The organism is Halomonas sp. MCCC 1A11062 (assembly GCF_021404355.1).
Lineage (GTDB): Bacteria > Pseudomonadota > Gammaproteobacteria > Pseudomonadales > Halomonadaceae > Halomonas > Halomonas aerodenitrificans.
Map to the genome: position 1 here is coordinate 53,704 of NZ_JABFTW010000006.1, position 17,274 is coordinate 70,977.

Annotated in this window: 19 protein-coding genes; 11 read left to right on the forward strand and 8 right to left on the reverse strand. The window is 64.2% G+C overall.

What is annotated here, in order from left to right; translation table 11 throughout:
• Positions 1-9: 9 nt before the first annotated feature.
• Entirely contained in the window at positions 10-501 is a 492-nt protein-coding gene (locus tag HOP58_RS08265; protein ID WP_234260081.1) for a MarR family transcriptional regulator, read from the reverse strand.
• Between the two features lie 69 nt (positions 502-570).
• Between HOP58_RS08265 and HOP58_RS08270 the strand changes: the two genes are divergently transcribed.
• Positions 571-1,512: a DMT family transporter gene (locus HOP58_RS08270; protein ID WP_234260082.1), complete on the forward strand. Its 942-nt coding sequence runs from the start codon at positions 571-573 to the stop codon at positions 1,510-1,512.
• 14 nt (positions 1,513-1,526) lie between these two features.
• The gene (locus HOP58_RS08275) at positions 1,527-2,168 is read left to right on the forward strand and encodes a nitroreductase family protein (RefSeq protein ID WP_234260083.1); all 642 of its coding nucleotides are present in this window, start codon (positions 1,527-1,529) and stop codon (positions 2,166-2,168) included.
• On the opposite strand, the gene HOP58_RS08280 is transcribed toward HOP58_RS08275, so the two are convergent.
• A complete protein-coding gene (locus HOP58_RS08280) occupies positions 2,165-2,476 on the reverse strand; it encodes a cupin (protein WP_234260084.1) in 312 nt (103 codons plus the stop codon). The two genes, HOP58_RS08275 and HOP58_RS08280, sit on opposite strands and share 4 nt — an antisense overlap.
• A 166-nt stretch (positions 2,477-2,642) precedes the next feature.
• Between HOP58_RS08280 and HOP58_RS08285 the strand changes: the two genes are divergently transcribed.
• The 4 genes from HOP58_RS08285 to HOP58_RS08300 all read left to right on the forward strand — a co-directional run bounded on the left by HOP58_RS08285 (position 2,643) and on the right by HOP58_RS08300 (position 5,664).
• Positions 2,643-3,512, forward strand: coding sequence for a LysR family transcriptional regulator (locus HOP58_RS08285; RefSeq protein ID WP_234252665.1), 870 nt, complete (start codon positions 2,643-2,645; stop codon positions 3,510-3,512).
• Between the two features lie 96 nt (positions 3,513-3,608).
• The gene (locus tag HOP58_RS08290) at positions 3,609-3,968 is read left to right on the forward strand and encodes a YciI family protein (protein WP_234252666.1); all 360 of its coding nucleotides are present in this window, start codon (positions 3,609-3,611) and stop codon (positions 3,966-3,968) included.
• A 7-nt stretch (positions 3,969-3,975) separates the two neighbouring features.
• On the forward strand, positions 3,976-5,223 hold the full coding sequence (locus HOP58_RS08295) for a DUF6596 domain-containing protein (protein WP_234252667.1): 1,248 nt from the start codon (positions 3,976-3,978) through the stop codon (positions 5,221-5,223).
• A 78-nt stretch (positions 5,224-5,301) separates the two neighbouring features.
• Positions 5,302-5,664 (forward strand): DUF1428 domain-containing protein, encoded by a 363-nt coding sequence (locus tag HOP58_RS08300; protein WP_010629769.1) that lies wholly within the window; start codon positions 5,302-5,304, stop codon positions 5,662-5,664.
• Between the two features lie 7 nt (positions 5,665-5,671).
• Here the strand turns inward: HOP58_RS08300 and HOP58_RS08305 are convergent, their stop codons facing one another.
• Positions 5,672-6,949 carry an MgtC/SapB family protein gene (locus HOP58_RS08305; protein WP_234260085.1) on the reverse strand — a complete coding sequence of 426 codons (1,278 nt, stop codon included), beginning with the start codon at positions 6,947-6,949 and terminating at the stop codon, positions 5,672-5,674.
• Positions 6,950-7,132: 183 nt separating this feature from the next.
• Between HOP58_RS08305 and HOP58_RS08310 the strand changes: the two genes are divergently transcribed.
• From HOP58_RS08310 to HOP58_RS08330, 5 genes are all read left to right on the forward strand, one after another.
• Positions 7,133-8,065 carry a CysB family HTH-type transcriptional regulator gene (locus HOP58_RS08310; protein ID WP_234252670.1) on the forward strand — a complete coding sequence of 311 codons (933 nt, stop codon included), beginning with the start codon at positions 7,133-7,135 and terminating at the stop codon, positions 8,063-8,065.
• A 101-nt stretch (positions 8,066-8,166) separates the two neighbouring features.
• The gene (locus HOP58_RS08315; RefSeq protein ID WP_234260086.1) at positions 8,167-9,222 is read left to right on the forward strand and encodes a sulfate ABC transporter substrate-binding protein; all 1,056 of its coding nucleotides are present in this window, start codon (positions 8,167-8,169) and stop codon (positions 9,220-9,222) included.
• A gap of 67 nt (positions 9,223-9,289) precedes the next feature.
• On the forward strand, positions 9,290-10,123 hold the full coding sequence (gene cysT, locus HOP58_RS08320; RefSeq protein ID WP_010629765.1) for a sulfate ABC transporter permease subunit CysT: 834 nt from the start codon (positions 9,290-9,292) through the stop codon (positions 10,121-10,123).
• Between the two features lie 93 nt (positions 10,124-10,216).
• On the forward strand, positions 10,217-11,023 hold the full coding sequence (cysW, locus tag HOP58_RS08325; RefSeq protein ID WP_305037884.1) for a sulfate ABC transporter permease subunit CysW: 807 nt from the start codon (positions 10,217-10,219) through the stop codon (positions 11,021-11,023).
• A 26-nt stretch (positions 11,024-11,049) separates the two neighbouring features.
• Entirely contained in the window at positions 11,050-12,129 is a 1,080-nt protein-coding gene (locus HOP58_RS08330; RefSeq protein WP_191224758.1) for a sulfate ABC transporter ATP-binding protein, read from the forward strand.
• Between the two features lie 161 nt (positions 12,130-12,290).
• On the opposite strand, the gene HOP58_RS08335 is transcribed toward HOP58_RS08330, so the two are convergent.
• From HOP58_RS08335 to HOP58_RS08355, 5 genes are all read right to left on the reverse strand, one after another.
• Positions 12,291-13,139, reverse strand: coding sequence for a hypothetical protein (locus tag HOP58_RS08335; protein ID WP_234260088.1), 849 nt, complete (start codon positions 13,137-13,139; stop codon positions 12,291-12,293).
• Positions 13,140-13,217: 78 nt separating this feature from the next.
• Positions 13,218-14,099 carry an ABC transporter permease subunit gene (locus HOP58_RS08340; RefSeq protein WP_234260089.1) on the reverse strand — a complete coding sequence of 294 codons (882 nt, stop codon included), beginning with the start codon at positions 14,097-14,099 and terminating at the stop codon, positions 13,218-13,220.
• Positions 14,096-15,346: a threonine synthase gene (locus HOP58_RS08345; RefSeq protein WP_234260090.1), complete on the reverse strand. Its 1,251-nt coding sequence runs from the start codon at positions 15,344-15,346 to the stop codon at positions 14,096-14,098. Before HOP58_RS08345 ends, HOP58_RS08340 begins: the two co-directional genes overlap by 4 nt.
• On the reverse strand, positions 15,343-16,176 hold the full coding sequence (locus HOP58_RS08350) for an ABC transporter ATP-binding protein (RefSeq protein ID WP_234260091.1): 834 nt from the start codon (positions 16,174-16,176) through the stop codon (positions 15,343-15,345). The genes HOP58_RS08345 and HOP58_RS08350 overlap by 4 nt, the downstream gene beginning before the upstream one ends.
• Positions 16,176-17,186 (reverse strand): ABC transporter substrate-binding protein, encoded by a 1,011-nt coding sequence (locus HOP58_RS08355; protein WP_010629759.1) that lies wholly within the window; start codon positions 17,184-17,186, stop codon positions 16,176-16,178. Before HOP58_RS08355 ends, HOP58_RS08350 begins: the two co-directional genes overlap by 1 nt.
• Between the last annotated feature and the right edge of the window lie 88 nt (positions 17,187-17,274).

Below are 17,274 nucleotides of genomic sequence, written 5' to 3' on the forward strand. Positions count from 1 at the left end.
AGCGCAGCGTCAGGCCTGATCGGCCAACCCATCCAGCAATTTGCTCAACAGTTCTCCCAATGCCTGCTGCTCTTCACGGCTGAGCGCGTCGAGCATCCTGGCCTCGTTCTCGACGTGCTCGGGGATCATGCGTTCCATCAGCGCCAGCCCTTTGTCGGTCAGCGAGACCAGCGTGCCGCGGCGATCCTCGGGGTTGGGCGAGCGTACGATCAGGCCCGCCTTCTCCAGCCGGTCCAGCCGGCTGGTCATGCCACCCGAAGAGATCATCAGCGTCTCGAACAGCTGCGTCGGCCCCAGGCGATAGGGGGCGCCCGCGCGTCGCAGAGTCGCCAGCACATCGAACTCCCCGGCCTGTAGGCCATGTGACTTGAAAAAGACCTGCAACCGCTCTTGGGTGAGCAGCTGCGTGGTCTTCAGATACCCCACCACCTCCATCGGCAGCAGGTCGAGATCGGGCATTTCCCGCTGCCATTGCGCAACGGCGTGCTTGACACGGTTCATGTGGATATTTATCTTTCCATCAAGATACTTTTCGGCAAGATTCTTGTTGCCGCGCTATAGGAGGCGATCATGACCAATTCCACGCTATCGAGCAACCGTGCCGGCTGGTATGCCTTGGGTTGCCTGCTGCTGGTCGGCAGCCTGCTGGCGCTTTCGCTGGCCGTGGCCAAGCTTGCCGACGACGCCGGCGCACCGCGCCTTGGTTTCCTGATGGTGGCGGTCACCGGTGCCGGCGTGCTGCTGCTGGCGCTCGCGGCGGTACAACGCCAGCCGATGAAGCTCGACCGGCGCATCATCGAGTACGCGCTGGTGTCGGGTGCGCTGTTCGCCTTGCCCAATGCGCTGGGTTTTCTGGCGGTACGTCACGTGGGGGCGGGCTTCGTTTCGCTCAGCTTTGCCTTTCCGATCCTCGTGACCTGGATGCTCGCGGTAGGCTTGGGCATGGAGCGCATGAACCCGCTGCGACTCAGTGGTGTGCTGCTGGGGCTATCGGGCGGGGTGCTGCTGGCGTGGGCCAAGGCGGGTGGCATGTCGGGTGCCCAGGGCTGGGTCGCGCTGGTCCTGGCGATTCCCTTGATCATCGCGCTGGGCAACATCTACCGCACCCTGCGCTGGCCCGGCGAGGCTGGGCCGGTCTATCTCGCCGCGCTGATGCTGCTGGGCGGCGCCCTGGCGCTTGCACCCTTCGTGCTGGCATTCGAGGCGCGTCAATTCACTCAGTTGCTCGGCTCTGCCGATGTGCTCCGGCTGCTGTTCGCCGAAGTTGCCGTCTTCACTGTGCTCTACGTCTTCTACTTCGTGCTGCAGAAAATCGCCGGCCCCGTCTACCTCAGCCAGATCGGCATGGTGGCGGCGCTGGTCGGTACCCTGATCGCCGTCTTGCTGCTGGGTGAGTCGGTGCCGCCCTTCCTCGGCTTGGCGGGGGTACTGGTGGCCCTCGGTGCCGGGCTGTTCCACCGTGGCGCTTCGCACCACACCTCACCGCCGACGCTGGCCTTGGCCAAACCTTGAACCGGGAGAACATCATGTCCGTCATGGAAGCCCTGCACTGGCGCTATGCCGCCAAGCGCATGAATGGTACGAAAGTGGCGCGAAAAGCGCTGGACGACATCCTCGATGCGGCGCACCTGGCGCCATCCTCCTATGGCCTGCAGCCCTACAGCGTGCTGGTGATCGAAGAGCCGGCACTGCGCGAGCGCATCCGGCGCACTGCCTGCGACCAGCCCCAGATCAGCGAATGCTCTCATCTGCTGATCTTTGCCGCCTGGTCCGAGGTGGATGGACGGCATGTGGATGAGCTGATCGAACTGACAGCCGCCTCCCGCGGCCTCGACCCGAATGAGTTGGAAGGGTATCGGCAGGCACTGCATGGCGCCGTCGCCGGCTTCGCCACGCCGGAGGCCCGGCACCATTGGGCGGCTCGACAGGCCTATATTGCCCTGGGTACGGCCTTGACCGCCGCAGCAGCACAGCGGGTCGATGCCTCGCCGATGGAAGGGTTCGACCCGCAGGCAATGGACGACCTGCTGGGGCTCGAAGAGCAGGGCTTGCGCAGTGTGGTGTTGCTGGCGCTCGGCTATCGCGATACGCAACAAGATCGCCTGGCTGGGCAGGCCAAGGTGCGCTGGCCCAGGGAGCGCTTCGTGGTGGAGTTGAGCGGAGCCTAGACGCTGCCTTCCTTCTCGACAACCAGCACCCGGGCTTCGCCGACCGGGCAGGCGACATGCTCGGTGCCTACCGAGGCATAGAAAATGTCGCCCACTTCCAGCAGTTGGCTATGTTCGACACCGTCGCGGCGATAGCGCATTTCCACCTGGCCATCGAGAACCACGAAGACTTCCTCACCGTCGTTGACGTGCCAGCGGTAGGGCTGGTCGGTCCAGTGCAGGCGGGTGGTGATGCCGTTCATGTTGGCGATGTCCTGGGCGCCCCAGGCACGCTCGGCGGTGAAGTCCCGGCTGCGGGTGATTTTCATGAATTGAATTCCTTGGAGTCGGTCCGAGTTTTTCAGCCGTATCGGTGCAGAGTTTAAGCGGAGTTACTGCTTCTTTCTGCTATATTTTTTGGTTGAAGATGCTGCGGTGTTTCAAAACACCTCATTAATAATAGCCGAGTCATTTTATTTATAGCGAAACTTTATAATGCTCGATCTCCTGCTGCTCCGTAGCTTCGTGTCGGTCGTCGAAGAGAGAAGCTTTACGGCTGCCGCCAATCGGCTGCACCTGACACAGCCCGCCATCAGCGGACACTTGCGCCGCCTGGAGTCCCAACTGGGCAAGGCGTTACTCGAACGAACCACCCGCAGCGTTCAGCTGACGCCGGATGGAGAACGCCTGCTGGGCTATGCGCGTGCAATTCTGGCGTTGAATCGGGATGCCATGGAAGAGGTTTCCCGCTCTGCCGAGCAGCGCAGCATTCGCTTTGGAGTGTCAGAGGATTTCGCCAATGAACGCTTGCTTACGCTATTGAAGCGTTTCATGCAGTGCCACCCCGCTGTGGATATCGAAGTCCGCGTCGGCATCCCAGGGGAGTTGCTCGGTGCCATGCGTCAGGGTTACGTCGATATGGTGCTTGGGGCGCAATGTGGCGAGCCTGTCACGGGAACCCGCCTATGGCAGGAACCCTTGGTGTGGGCCTGGAGTGAGCATGCGGAACAAGAGCTTCCTTCGCCCTTGCCTCTGGCGCTCTTCCCTGAACCCTGCCCCTATCGGGAGATTGCCTTGGCTCAACTGGCCATGGCAGGCATTGCACAGCGCACTGCCATACTGTGCATGAGTGGGGCCGGTCTGCGTGTCGCCGCCGCAACCGGATTCGCCGTCGCTCCCATGCCGGCCAGCCAATTGAAGCCGGGGCTGATTGCTTTGTCCGCAGAGCATGGGCTGCCGGAATTGCCCGCCGCGGAAATCATGCTGGTCAGCGAAGCGAGTCATTCAGAGTGGGGCCTTTTGAGGGCATTGGCGGATGCCCTGTTGGCTGGCATGCGGCCGGTTCGAGCGGTCGAGACTGCCTGATTCGTGATGTTCATTAGCACGCCCTGTCGATTCACGGCGTGCTGGTTCGATCCCTTATCAGGCAGCCATGAGGCTGCGTTTACTGGAGGAAGTCCCATGCAATACATGCTGATGTGCTGTATCGACGAGGCGCTGTGGAATGGCCTGCCCGATGCCGAGCGCGATGCCGTCATGCACGATTACAACGCCCTGATCCAGGAGATGGTTACCAGCGGACACTATCGGGGTGGGGCTCGACTGCAGTCGGTGGAGTCGGCCACCACGCTGCGCGAGCAGAACGGCAATACGGTGATGCTGGACGGCCCCTTCGCCGAGAGTCGCGAGCAACTGGGCGGCTTTCACGTGGTGGAGTGTCGCGACCTGGACGAGGCCTTGGCGCTGGCCCGGCGTATCCCGCCGCTGCGGGTCGGCGGTTCGGTGGAGGTGAGGCCGGTGGATCCCGCCTATCGATTGTGAGGACTGCGTGTCTCTGGATGAGCTGTATCGTCGCGAATATGGCCGCGTACTGGCCAGCCTGATTCGCCGCTTCGGTCACTTCGAACTGGCCGAAGATGCCGTGCAGGCGGCCTTCGAGGCGGCAATGGTGCAGTGGCCGGCCGAGGGCTGGCCGCCGAACCCGACCTCGTGGCTGATCGCCACCGCGCGCCACAAGGTGGTCGATCAGCTGCGCCACCAGCAGATGCGCGAGCGCAAGGGCGACGAGCTGCGTCAGCACCTGGAACTGCTGCTGGACAACGACCTCGAGAGCGAGCCCCTCGACAGCCTGCGCCTGATCTTCGCCTGCTGTCACCCGGCCCTGGCCCGGCCCGCCCAGGTTGCGCTGACGCTGCATACCGTGGGTGGGCTGCGTACTGAGGAGATCGCCCGCGCCTTCATGGTGCCGGTGCCGACTCTGGCCCAGCGCCTGGTACGGGCCAAGGCCAAGATTCGCGATGCCGGCATTCCTTTCGAGGTGCCCGACGACACCGCCCTGGGCGAGCGCCTGGAGCCGGTACTTGCGGTGATCTACCTGATCTTCAACGAAGGCTATGCGGCCAGCTTCGGCGACGATTGGGTACGCAGCGACCTGTGCCGCGAGGCGATTCGATTGGGACGCATGCTGGTACGACTGCTGCCGGCGGAGCGTGAGGCGCGAGGCCTGCTGGCGTTGATGCTGCTGCATCATGCCCGGCGCGATGCACGCACCGATGCGGCCGGCGATATCGTGCTGCTGGATGAGCAGAATCGCTCGCGCTGGCATGCCGATGAGATCGAAGAGGGTAGTGCCCATGTGGGTATCGCGCTGCGTGGCGGCCTGCCCGGCGGCTATGCGGTGCAGGCCGCCATCGCCGCGTTGCACGCCGAGGCGGCGACTCCCGAAGAGACCGACTGGCGGCGCATCGCCGCGCTCTACAGCCTGCTTTACGCCATTCAGCCTACGCCGGTAGTGGCGCTCAACCGGGCCGTGGCGGTGGCCATGGCCGATGGGCTGCAAGCGGGCTTGGAGCAGCTCGACAAGATCCATCTTCCCGGCTATCACCTGCTGCCCGCCACGCGCGCCGACCTGCTGCGTCGGCTGGGGCGCCCTGGCGAGGCGGCCGAGCATTACCGCCAGGCCCTGGCATTGGTGACCCAGGGCGCCGAGCGGCGCTTTCTCGAGCGGCGCCTGCGAGAGGTCACGGCAGCGCACATCACTGTCGATTTTGCCGCTGCTGAATCGAAGACCCCATGAGCTTGGCCATCCGGGCCGGCTCAATGACTCACTCCATGTCTTACTCAACAACTGACTCGACAACAGGGAGACAAGACCATGAGCTATGTCGATGGATTCGTATTACCGGTGCCAGAAGGCAATCTCGATGCCTATCTGGAGATGGCCCGAAAGGCCGGGGAGGTCTGGCGCGATCACGGCGCGCTGGAATATGTGGAGTGCGTAGCCGACGACGTCAAGCCGGGGGTGCACACTTCCTTCCCCCAGAGCGTCAAGCTCGAACCGGGGGAGACGGTGATCTTCTCATGGATTCTCTATGCTTCGCGGGAGGAGCGCGACCGCATCAATGCCAAGGTGATGGAAGACCCGCGTATGGCGGACATGATGGATCCGGCCAATCACCCCTTCGATGGCAAGCGCATGATCTGGGGCGGCTTTCGTGAGGTGGTGAGGCTGCCTTGACGCAGCGTCAGACCAGCCAGGCCACGGCGAGCCCGAGCGTGGCCGAGGCCAGCAGCGGGCCGACCAGGCAGCGCGTCAGGCGGGCATTGCCCGCGCTGAAGGTCAGCACGACCTTGAACAGGTTGTTCACCGAAGCTGCCAGCACGATACCCGTCACGGCGGTGGCGGGTGTGATGGTGTTCGCCGCCATGCGACCCAGCGACAGGGCGATGGCATGCACGTCGGCGATGCCGGCGGTGGCGGCCAGCAGGTACAGGCCGGCATCCCCAAGCCAGGCGCGTAACCATTCGCCCAACACCATGACCGCCGCCAGCAGGGCGCCTAGCAGCAGTGCGGCGCGCAGCTCCAGCGGGTTCTGGCTCATCGGACGTTCCGCCTTGAGATCGTGGCGGTGGCGGCGCCACAGCCACAGCGCAGGCAGGAAGAGGGCCAGCCCCATGGCCGCGAGCGGTGCCAGCATCTGAGGCAGCATGGCCGGGCCGACGAGGGCGGCATAGAGCAGCAAGCGGGGTAGCATGGTGCCGCAGGCCAGCAGAATGCCGGCGGCGAGCATCGGGGAGAACTGGGGTTCACGACGCGCCTGCCGGGCATATTGTAGGGTCAGGGCGGTGGAGGAGCTCAGCCCGGCGAACAGGCCGGTGAACAGGATGCCCTTCTCGGTGCCACCGAGACGCACGGCAAAGTAACCGATGAACGAGATCGAGGCGATCAGTACCACCAGCCACCAGATCTCGTAGGGGTTGAGTACGCCGCCGGGGCCCATGTCCTCGTTGGGTAACAGCGGCAGTACCACCACGCTGATCAGCAGAAGCTTCAAGGCGGCATCCAGCTCGTTGGCATGGAGTTTGTGCAGCAGCCCGTGAATCTCGCGCTTGTTGTCGAGAATCAGCGCCGTGACCACGGCGCAGGCCGTCGCCAGGGCGATATCCACGGAAACCGCCAGGGCGCCGAAGCAGAAGGTCAGCAGCAGCCCGATCAGGCCGGTGATGCTGTAGTCGCCGCTCTTCTCCATGCTGGCTCGATAGCCGGCCAGCGCAATGCCGGCGACCGCCAGGAAGATCAATGGAAAGGCCCATGGCGTGAGTACCTCCGAGAGCAGCGCGGCCACGCCACCGAACAGACCGATCAGCGCATGGGTGCGCACCCCCGCCACGCGTTCGCCGGACTCCCGTTCGCGGGCGGACCAGCCTCGTTCGATACCGATCAGGGCCCCCAGCAGCAACGCCACGGCAAGCTCCATGAGTATCAGGTTATCGGCGAAAAAGTCGCTGACGAGGTCGTCCATGGCGCTTCCTTGTTCGTGGGCACGCCCTAAGAGTGGAACCTCGTCGCGTTGGCTTCAACCGCCCGCTCATGAAGGGGGAGTCTCTCCTGCTTGGCTGATATCCATATCGCATAAAATTACTTAAGAGAATAAAAAAAGGAATTTATATTCCCAAATATGATTATCTGATGCGGCAGCGAGACCATGAATTTTCAGCAATTGCGTATCATTCGCGAGACGGTGCGTCGAGGCTTCAATCTCACGGAAGCCTCAAATGCGCTCTATACCTCTCAATCCGGTGCCAGCAAGCATATCCGCGACCTGGAAGAGGAGCTTGGCGTCGAGCTTTTCGAGCGGCGCGGCAAGCGCATCCTGGGACTGACCCAAGGCGGAGCCGCACTGGTCGAGATCATCGAGCGCATCCTGCTGGATGCCGAGAATCTCAAGCGCTCGGCGCATCAGCTCACGCACGAAGATCAAGGTAGCCTGGCCATCGCCACCACCCATACCCAGGCCCGTTATGCGCTACCGCCGATCATTGCCCGCTTCAAGCAGATCTTTCCCAAGGTCCATCTCGAGCTGCACCAGTGCGGACCCGATGAGATCGTCTCGCTGCTCAAGGCCGGCAAGGTCGATATCGGCATCGCTACCGAAGCGCTCCACGAGGAGGGGCAGCTGTTTGCCTGCTTTCCCTTCTACCACTGGTATCACGGCGTGATCGTGCCCGAGGGGCACCCCTTGGACAATGGCGAGTCCTTGACCCTCGAGCGCATCGCCGAGCACCCCATCGTGACTTACCATGAGGGTTTTACCGGGCGGGCACGTATCGATCGGGCCTTCTCCGCGGCCGAAGTGATGCCCGATATCGTGCTGACGGCACTGGATGCCGACGTGATCAAGACCTACGTGGAGCTCGGGCTCGGTGTCGGACTGATCGCCTCGATGGCTTATCACGAGGAGCGCGACCGGGGGCTGACCCTGCTCGATGCCAGTAACCTGTTGCCACGCAATACCACCTACCTGGCGTTGCGACGCGGTCATTTCCTGCGCGCTTATGCTTATCGCTTCCTTCAGCTATGCCGCGAGGATCTCGACGAGGCTACCGTGCAGTCGGTACTGGCAGGAAAGGCAGCGTAAGCACTATTCGTGATAAGCAATCCATTTTATATTCGTTAATGTGCTTAAGCCGCGAGGGTAACCTGAGCGTATCACCTCATCAATGCCTCAGGAGTAACGCCATGACCCAACAGGCCATCCGCCCCCAACGCCGCCTTCTCCCGCTGACCGCCGCCGTGCTGCTGGGCGGCGCCCTGCTCACTGGCCTCGCTGGCAGCGTTACCGCTCAGGAGCGGGTCGAGCTGCTCAACGTCTCCTACGATCCCACCCGCGAGTTCTATCGCGAGTACAACCAGGCCTTCGCCGAACACTGGCGAGAGGAGGCGGACCAGCAGGTCAACGTGCGCCAGTCCCATGGTGGCTCCGGCTCCCAGGGGCGGGCAGTGATCGATGGCCTGGACGCCGATGTGGTGACCTTGGCACTGGCCTACGATATCGATGCCATTCACGACCGCGCGGGTTTGATCCCCGAGGATTGGCAGTCCCGCCTGCCCAACAACAGCTCCCCCTACACCTCCACCATCGTTCTGCTGGTGCGCGACGGCAATCCCAAGAATATCCAGGACTGGGACGACCTGGTGCGGGATGACGTCGAGGTGATCACCCCTAACCCCAAGACCTCCGGCGGCGCGCGTTGGAATTACCTGGCCGCCTGGGGCTATGCCCTGGAGAAATACGACGGCGATGAGGAACGGGCCTACGAGTTCGTGCGCGACATCTACGCCAACGTGCCGGTGCTTGACCCCGCCGCTCGGGGTGCCACCAACACCTTCGTGCAGCGGCGCATCGGCGATGTATTCATTGCCTGGGAAAACGAAGCCTTCCTCTCTGTAGAGCAGCTTGGCCAGGGTGAGTACGAGATCGTGGTGCCGTCGCTGAGCATCCTGGCGGAGCCGCCGGTCACCGTGGTGGACGCCAACGTCGATCGCAAGGGCACCCGCGAGGTGGCGGAAGCCTACCTGGAGTTCCTCTACACCGATGAGGCCCAGCACCTGGCCGCCAAGCACTACTACCGGCCCAGCAATGAGGAGATCCTCGCCGAGTACGAGGAGCAGTTCCCAGAGCTGGAGCTGTTCACCATCGACGACGTTTTCGACGGCTGGAAGAACGCCCAGGAGACCCACTTCAACGACGGCGGCATCTTCGATCGCATCCTCGAGGAGATCAACGCCGGCTGAATGCTTGGTACCGCCGACACATGAAGAGGCGCCCTTGCCGGGCGCCTCACGACGTTGAGGATTCATCATGTCGATTGCCTTGCCCCGCCGCCGGGTCATTCCGGGCTTCGGGTTGACCATGGGCTTCACGCTACTTTATCTAAGTTTGGTCTTCCTGATTCCGGTGGGCGCCTTCCTACTCTACACCGCCACCATGAGCTGGGAGACCTTCTGGAACGCCGTGACCCAGCGCCAGGTCGTGGCCTCCTACAAGCTCTCCTTCGGCGGCTCGCTGATCGCCGCCACCATCAACCTGGTATTCGGCGCCCTGGTCGCCTGGGTGCTGGTCCGCTACCGCTTCCCGGGCAAGCGCCTGGTGGATGCCCTGGTGGACCTCCCCTTCGCCCTGCCCACGGCCGTGGCCGGCATCGCCCTGGTCACCCTCTATGCTAGCAGCGGCTGGGTCGGGCAGTACCTGGAGCTGTTCGGCATTCGCGTCGCCTACACCCAGTTGGGGGTGATCGTGGCGCTGACCTACATCGGGCTGCCCTTCGTGGTGCGCACCGTGCAGCCGGTACTGGAGGACCTAGAGGCCGAGTGGGAAGAGGCCTCGGCCAGCCTGGGCGCCGACCGCCTCACCACCGTTCGCCGGGTCATTCTGCCGGCGCTAATGCCGGCGCTGCTCACCGGCTACGCCCTGGCCTTCGCCCGCGCCCTGGGCGAGTACGGCTCGGTGGTCTTCATCTCGGGAAACCTGCCGTTTCGCACCGAGATCACCCCGCTGCTGATCGTTGCCAAGGCCGAACAGTACGACTACCACGGCGCCGCTGCCATTGGCACGGTGATGCTGCTGGCCGCCTTTCTCATGCTGCTGGTCATCAATGGCCTGCAGTGGTGGACCAGCCGCCGGTACGGACAATAACAGGAGCCCCTCGTGACCACTGCGACCACCGTTCTGGAAACCCAAGACACCCTCGCCAAGCGCTGGCGACGGGCTACCGAAGAGCCCGTCTGGCTGCGCCTCACGTTGATCGGCACGGCGCTCACCTTCCTGGCCCTGTTTCTGGTGCTGCCCCTCTCCGTGGTGCTGTATGGCGCCTTCGAGCAGGGACTCGGTGTGTGGTATGCCGCCATTCGCGACCCCGACGCCATGGCGGCGATTCGCCTGACCCTGCTGATCGTGGCGATCGTGGTGCCGCTCAATACCCTGTTCGGCATCGCCGCTGCCTGGGCCATCGCCAAGTTCGAGTTCCGCGGCAAGCCGCTGCTGATCTCACTGATCGACATGCCCTTCGCCATCTCGCCGGTGGTGGTGGGGCTGATCTTCGTGATCCTGTTCGGCTCCCAGGGCTGGCTTGGCCCGTGGCTGTCGAGCCACGACCTGCGCATCATCTTCGCCGTGCCCGGCATCGTCATCGTGATCGCCTTCGGCACCCTGCCGTTCATTGCTCGGGAGCTGATCCCGCTGATGCAGCAGCAGGGCAAGGAGGAAGAGGAGGCCTCGCTGACCCTCGGGGCCAGCGGCTGGAAGACCTTCTGGCATGTCACCCTGCCCAACATCAAGTGGGGGCTGATCTACGGCATCATTCTCTGCAACGCCCGCGCCATGGGGGAGTTCGGCGCCGTGGCGGTAGTCTCGGGCCGTATCCGCGGCGAGACCAACACCATGCCGCTGCACATCGAGGTGCTCTACAACGAGTACATGTTCACCGCGGCCTTCGCCGTCTCCTCGCTGCTCACCGGCCTGGCCCTGGTCACCATCGCCATCAAGAGCCTGGTCGAGTGGCATGACGAACGTCGTCAACGCCTCGCCGTCCTCTGACACGCACGCTTCAGGAACTCACCGCCATGAGCATCGAGATCGATCACGTCAACAAGCACTTTCGCGACTTCGTCGCCGTCGACAACGTCAGCCTGACCTTTCGCGAGGGTGAGCTGACCGCCCTGCTCGGGCCCTCGGGGTCGGGCAAGACCACGCTGCTGCGCATCATTGCCGGCCTGGAGCAGCCCGACACCGGGCGCATTCGCTTCCACGGCGAGGACACTACCGATCTGCACGTCAGCCAGCGCGGTGTCGGCTTCGTCTTCCAGCACTATGCATTGTTCAAGCACATGACCGTGTTCCAGAACGTCGCCTACGGGCTCACCGTGCGCCCGCGCCGCGTTCGACCCGGCAAGGCCGAGATCAAGCGCAAGGTCATGGAGCTGCTGGAACTGGTCCAGCTCGACTGGACCGCCCACCGCTACCCCCATCAGCTTTCCGGCGGGCAGCGTCAGCGCATCGCTCTGGCCCGTGCCCTGGCGGTGGAGCCCAAAGTGCTGCTGCTCGATGAGCCCTTCGGTGCCCTGGATGCCAAGGTGCGTGCCGAGCTGCGGCGCTGGCTGCGTCGCCTGCACGATGAGATCCATGTCACCAGCGTCTTCGTCACTCACGACCAGGAAGAGGCGCTGGAGGTCTCGGATCGGGTAGTGGTGATGAACAAGGGGCGCGTGGAGCAGGACGGCTCCCCCGAGGAAGTCTACGATCACCCGGCCAACCCCTTCGTCTATCAGTTCCTGGGCAACGTCAACCTCTTCCATGCCCGCGTGCATGACGGCGTGGCGCGCATCGGCGACGTGGCGCTGCCCGCGCCGGAGTACGAGGGCTATCGCAACGAACAAGGCCAGGCCTACGTACGCCCCCATGAGATCGAGGTCTTCGCCGATGCACAGCATCGAGATGCCCTGCACGCCAAAGTCGAGCTGGTCTCGGTGGTCGGCCCCACGGTTCGTCTGGAGCTGCGCACCGACAACAGCGAGGCGTTGGTGCACGCCGAACTGCCCAAGTACCGCTACCGGGCGCTGGGGCTCCAGCAGGGCGGTGATGCCTGGATTCGCCCCATCCACAGCCGGGTATTCCTGCCCGACTCGCAAGTGAGCAATGGATAAGCGCAATGGATAAACAAGGGCGCCGTCGAAGCGTTGTCCATGCCCTTTGGCAGGGATGCCTGCGCTGGTGGCGAGCGCCTGGTGGGAGCCAGTGCGGCGGCAAGCCGTGGTTCGGCCCGCTGGATATCCGTGATTGGGTCGACGGGCCTTGAAACCCAGCGTCAAGCGCGTTGGCTGACTGCGCTCGCCCCCCCATCTAGCATCTCGCCCATTAAGTTGCCACTGACCAGAGTTGGCTCCAGAGGCGTGACGATACCGAGATCTCCTGGGTTGTCGACCATCGGCCACCAAACCGTCAAGCCCGCTGTACGCGCCTCGCGATTCCACTGCGTGAGCCTTGCCCAGTGCTGGCGCCCCTGGCGGGCCAGGCTCATGGCATGGGGTTCGGGCGTGACCCACTCAACACCAGCGTCCAATAGCTGGCGCCAGGCCGAGGGCTCGGTATCCAGCGGTACTCCATGAGCCAGCAGGTGGTAGCCATGTGCGTGAAAGCTTCGGCTTGCATCATGCGCGTGAGCGTCCGTCAACAACCGTAGTGCGCTCAGGCGCAGCACGACCTGGCGTGGGTATAACCCCAGGCGAGCCAACAGCGCCTCGAAGACCGTCCCATGGGAGGCTTCCACGGCTTGGAGATGGCGCCAATGCACGTCGACGATCAGCGGGGCGGCATCGACCCCATGGCGCGAGAGGTGGTGCAAGGCATGTAATACGCGCAGGAAACGGTCCAGAAAGATCACATCCTCCCTATCCCAGCTCAGGAAATAGAGCGGGTCGGTCGTCTGTTGGGCACTATGCTGGTCAAGCAGTTGGATATGGCTGTCGTGGGCCACCGCCGAGAGACCGGCCAGCTCGAAGATAGGCTGCTGGCCTGGTTGTACGCGCTTGCCCGCCAGTTCGGCAGACACCCTGCCGTTCTCATAGAGAAAGCGGGCATGTCGACGCAGGCTGGCTTGGGGGTTGAAGGCCTCTAGATGGGCATTGAAGTAATCGATCACTTGGGTGAGGGGCATGTCGGCTCTCCTTGTCAGATGACGATCAGGGTGGGCGTGCCGCGGTCAGAAAAGAGCGCGCCCGCTTCGAGGTAGCGCTCAGTGCACCATGCCCCAGCGCTTGACGGTGATGCGTTCCAGGCTATTGAAGATAAGGTTCTCCACCAGCAGGCCGATCAGGATCACCACTACAAGACCGGCGAAGACGTTGTCGGTATAGAGCTCGTTGCGGTTCTGGAAGATGTACCAGCCAAGCCCGCCCTGCCCGGAGGAGGCGCCGAACACCAGCTCGGCGGCGATCAGGGTGCGCCAGGCGAAGGCCCAGCCGATGCGTAACCCGGCCAGCAGCGCCGGCAACGCGGCGGGGATCAGGATATGCGCCACGTAGCGCAGGCCGTGCAGCCCATAGTTGCGACCGGCCATGCGCAGCGTCTCGGAGACCCCCTGGAAGCCTTGGTGAATATTGACGGCCATCGGCCACAGCACCGAGTGCACCAGCACGAAAACCAGGCTGGCCTCGCCAAGGCCGAACCATAGCAGCGCCAGGGGCAGCAAAGCGATGGCCGGCAGTGGACTGAACATGGATGTCAGACTGCTGAGCAGGTCGCGCCCCAGGCGGGTGGAGACCGCCAGCGTGGTGAGTGCAAGGGCCAGCACGGCGCCCAGGGCGTAGCCCTTGAGCAGCACCGAGAGCGACACCGCACTGCGCTGGATCAGGGTGCCGGAGACAAGCCCCTGCCAGAGAGCCGTTGCGGTATCGCTGGCACCGGGAAGCAGCAGAGGGTTGGCCTGATAGCGGGCGGCCAGCTCCCACAGGAGCACGAGTGCAAGCAGGATCATCCCTTTGCGCACGGCGCTCAGATCCCAGAGGCGTTGCCAGAGGGGGCGAGCCACCGCCAGCTCGCCGGGCTCGACAGGGGGTAGGTCGTGTATTCGGTCGGGCCGGCTGTCGCGACCGAGGCTCAGGGTATGCAGGCTCATGACGGCCTCCTTGCGGTCGAATCAGGGGTGGGAAGCGCCTCATCGGCAGCCAGTCGCGGCACCCCGAGGTCGCGGTTATCCGGATACTTGATGCCGGCGCCGGTGTTGAGGGCGACGACCCTAGCATCGGCGGGAATCTCGCCCAGGCTGCTCAACTCCCGGGCGGCGGCCAGTACGGCAGCCCCCTCGGGGCAGACGAAAGTGCCCTCGAGCTGTGCGGCGCGACGCTGCTCCCAGTCGATGGCGGCTTCGCTGACGGCGATGGCCCGTCCCTCGGTGGCGTAGAGGGCTTCCAGCACCAGGAAGTCGCCCAGCGCCTTGGGCACATTGATGCCGAAGGCCCGCGTTCTGCTCTGTTCCCAGAAGCGCGACTCGCGAGCGCCCTCCTGCCAGGCGCGCACGATTGGCGCGCAGCCCTTGGCCTGGACGGCGACCAGTCGTGGCAAGGGCCCCGACACCCAGCCGATGGCCTGGAGCTCTTGCAGCGCCTTGTAGATGCCGATCAGGCCCACGCCGCCCCCGGTGGGGTAGAGAATCACATCGGGCAGCTGCCAGCCGAGCTGCTCGGCCAGTTCCAGTCCCATGGTCTTCTTGCCTTCGATGCGATAGGGCTCCTTGAGTGTGGAGGCATCGAAGACGCCGGTGGCTGCGACGAAGCCTGCCACCTGACGACCGGCATCGCTGATCAGGCCATCGACCAGCGACAAGTGGGCACCGGCCAGGGCGCACTCTTGCCGTGTGATATATGGCGCATTCTCGGGCATGGCGATGGTGGCCTGGATGCCCGCACGGGCGGCGTAGAGCGCCCAGGCGGCCCCGGCATTTCCGTTGGTGGGCATGGCCAGGTGAGTGACGCCCAGCTCCCGGGCGCGGGAGATGCCGACCGCTGCGCCACGAGCCTTGAAGGAGCCGGTAGGGAGCAGTCCTTCGTCCTTCATGACCAGCCTTGGCAGCCGCATGTCGTCGCCCAGTCGAGGAAGTTCGACCAGCGGGGTCACCACCTCGCCAAGGCTGACGATCGCTTCGGGCCGGGCCAGCGGCAGCAGTTCGTGATAACGCCACAGGCTCCAGGGGCGCTCGGCCAGCTGCTCAGGCCGCCAGGTCGCCGCCAGACGCGTCAGGTCGTAGCGCACCAGCAGCGGTGAGCCGCAGGCGCAGAGCTGCCGGAGGCTGTCCAGTGCGTAGTCGGCCTCGCAGCGTGGGCAGGCCAGGTGCGTGGCGTAGCGATAAGGACGGGGTTCGCTCATGACGGCCTCTCGTGCTCGAACAACAGCCGGTGAATCTGCTGGGTGCGCGCCTTGGTGGCGGCGCTGCCGAGGCTCGACAGGCTATCCGTCTCGCAGCCCAGTTCGGCGCGAACGCGTCCGGGGTGAGGTGAAAGCAGCAGCACCCGGTTGCCGATGATCTGCGCCTCCTCGATGGAGTGGGTGACGAACAGCAGGGTGAAGCGGACCTCTTCCCAGAGGGCCAGCAGCTCTTCCTGCATCTTGCGTCGGGTCAGCGCATCCAGCGCGGCGAAGGGCTCGTCCATCAGCAGGATACGCGGCTGCATGGCCAGCGCCCGGGCGATGGCGCCCCGCTGCTTCATGCCGCCGGAGAGAGTGTGGGGATAAGCATCGGCGAAGGCGGCGAGCCCCACCTTTTCAAGCGTCGCCAGGGCTCTTTGTTCCGCTTCGCGGCGCCCGAGGGTGCGCGAGGCCAGCAGGGGGAACATCACGTTCTGCTTGACCGTCTTCCAGGGCGGCAACTGGTCGAACTCCTGGAATACCACCACTCGGTCGGGCCCCGGTCCGGCGACCCGCTGGCCATCGAGCCGGATCTCTCCCTCTGCCGGTGAGAGAAAACCGGCCACTGCCTTGAGCAGGGTCGATTTGCCACATCCCGAGGGACCCAGCAAAACGTAGCGGTCTCCTTCCTGCACATCGAAGCTGACCCGCTGGGTGGCCTTAACCACCTGGCGGGGCGTGCGGTACTCCAGGGTGACGCCATCCACCGCCAGGCGCGGTGTGCCGGTTTGTGGGTGCGGTGTGGTGCTGGCTTGCCGCCTGGCCAGTGAAGTTGCCGTAGCTGCCGTCATCAGCTTCCCTCCCAGGCATGAGCCTCGTCGAAGAAGTACTCTTGCCAGCTTTGCGGCAAGTGGCCAATCGCCTCCACCTGATGCAGAAACTCCGCCAGGGGGTAGGTGTTGCGCGGCACCAGCGAGAAGCTCACCTGCTCGTCGGTGATCAGGGTCGTTAGAAAGTCATTGTCCAGTTGGCTGCCGGTGACGCGGCGGTATGTCTCTGCGGCGCCGGCCGGATCTTGCTCGATATAGTCGCGGGCCTCGGCCAGGGCCTCCAGAAAGACGGCATATACCTCGGGGTTCTGCTCGCGGTAGCGCTCGGTGGCATAAAGCAGTGTGGGAGAGATCGGTCCGCCGAAGATCTCGTAGGAGTCGGTCACCTTGTGGATGCCTTCTTGCTCCAGCGCCTGATACTGGAAGGGGATGGCCGAGAAGTGAGCGCTGATCTCGGTGCCGTTGGAGAGCAGGGCGGCCGTGGCATCCGGGTGCGGCAGTGAGACGGTATTGGCTTCCAGCCGATCATAGGACTCGAGGCCGAAGGTATCGGCCACCGCTTTCTGCAGGAAGCGCGACTGCACCGACACCCCGACGGCGGGTACGGCGATGCGGTGTTCGGGGCCGAAGTCCTCGAGCGAGGACACCGCGGAATCGTTGGTCAGCAGAAAGTTGGGAAATTCGCCCAGCGAGGCCACGCCCTTGACGTTGGCACTTCCTCGGGTGCGATCCCATACCGTGAGCAGCGGGCCCACGCCGGCACTGGCAATATCGATCGCGCCGGAGAGCAGCGCGTCGTTGACCGCCGCGCCGCCGGAGAGCTGGCGCCACTCCACCTCGATGTCGAGGCCCCGTTCGGCCCCGAGCGTCTCGATCAGTTCCTGGTCGCGGATGACGTGCAGCAGCAGATAGGTAATGCCGAACTGCTCAGCGATGCGAATGCGTTCGTTGGCTTCTACGGGCTGTCCGCCGGCGGTAGTGGCCAAAGCCAACAGGGCGATTGCGGCGACACGAGAGTGCTGTATTGGCATGGAAGGCTCCCAGTTCCAGGATGAATCAAGGAACCGTCACCTTGCCGACGCCGCAAAGTGCTCGCCAATGAGTTGTCCTGCTGTGCAA

Bases quoted from the DNA above. Each gene is read 5' to 3' on its own strand.
- HOP58_RS08265 (WP_234260081.1), bottom strand. From the start codon at position 501: ATGAACCGTGTCAAGCACGCCGTTGCGCAATGGCAGCGGGAAATGCCC.
- HOP58_RS08270 (WP_234260082.1), top strand. From the start codon at position 571: ATGACCAATTCCACGCTATCGAGCAACCGTGCCGGCTGGTATGCCTTG.
- HOP58_RS08275 (WP_234260083.1), top strand. From the start codon at position 1,527: ATGTCCGTCATGGAAGCCCTGCACTGGCGCTATGCCGCCAAGCGCATG.
- HOP58_RS08280 (WP_234260084.1), bottom strand. From the start codon at position 2,476: ATGAAAATCACCCGCAGCCGGGACTTCACCGCCGAGCGTGCCTGGGGC.
- HOP58_RS08285 (WP_234252665.1), top strand. From the start codon at position 2,643: ATGCTCGATCTCCTGCTGCTCCGTAGCTTCGTGTCGGTCGTCGAAGAG.
- HOP58_RS08290 (WP_234252666.1), top strand. From the start codon at position 3,609: ATGCAATACATGCTGATGTGCTGTATCGACGAGGCGCTGTGGAATGGC.
- HOP58_RS08300 (WP_010629769.1), top strand. From the start codon at position 5,302: ATGAGCTATGTCGATGGATTCGTATTACCGGTGCCAGAAGGCAATCTC.
- HOP58_RS08305 (WP_234260085.1), bottom strand. From the start codon at position 6,949: ATGGACGACCTCGTCAGCGACTTTTTCGCCGATAACCTGATACTCATG.
- HOP58_RS08310 (WP_234252670.1), top strand. From the start codon at position 7,133: ATGAATTTTCAGCAATTGCGTATCATTCGCGAGACGGTGCGTCGAGGC.
- HOP58_RS08315 (WP_234260086.1), top strand. From the start codon at position 8,167: ATGACCCAACAGGCCATCCGCCCCCAACGCCGCCTTCTCCCGCTGACC.
- cysT (WP_010629765.1), top strand. From the start codon at position 9,290: ATGTCGATTGCCTTGCCCCGCCGCCGGGTCATTCCGGGCTTCGGGTTG.
- HOP58_RS08330 (WP_191224758.1), top strand. From the start codon at position 11,050: ATGAGCATCGAGATCGATCACGTCAACAAGCACTTTCGCGACTTCGTC.
- HOP58_RS08335 (WP_234260088.1), bottom strand. From the start codon at position 13,139: ATGCCCCTCACCCAAGTGATCGATTACTTCAATGCCCATCTAGAGGCC.
- HOP58_RS08340 (WP_234260089.1), bottom strand. From the start codon at position 14,099: ATGAGCCTGCATACCCTGAGCCTCGGTCGCGACAGCCGGCCCGACCGA.
- HOP58_RS08345 (WP_234260090.1), bottom strand. From the start codon at position 15,346: ATGAGCGAACCCCGTCCTTATCGCTACGCCACGCACCTGGCCTGCCCA.
- HOP58_RS08350 (WP_234260091.1), bottom strand. From the start codon at position 16,176: ATGACGGCAGCTACGGCAACTTCACTGGCCAGGCGGCAAGCCAGCACC.
- HOP58_RS08355 (WP_010629759.1), bottom strand. From the start codon at position 17,186: ATGCCAATACAGCACTCTCGTGTCGCCGCAATCGCCCTGTTGGCTTTG.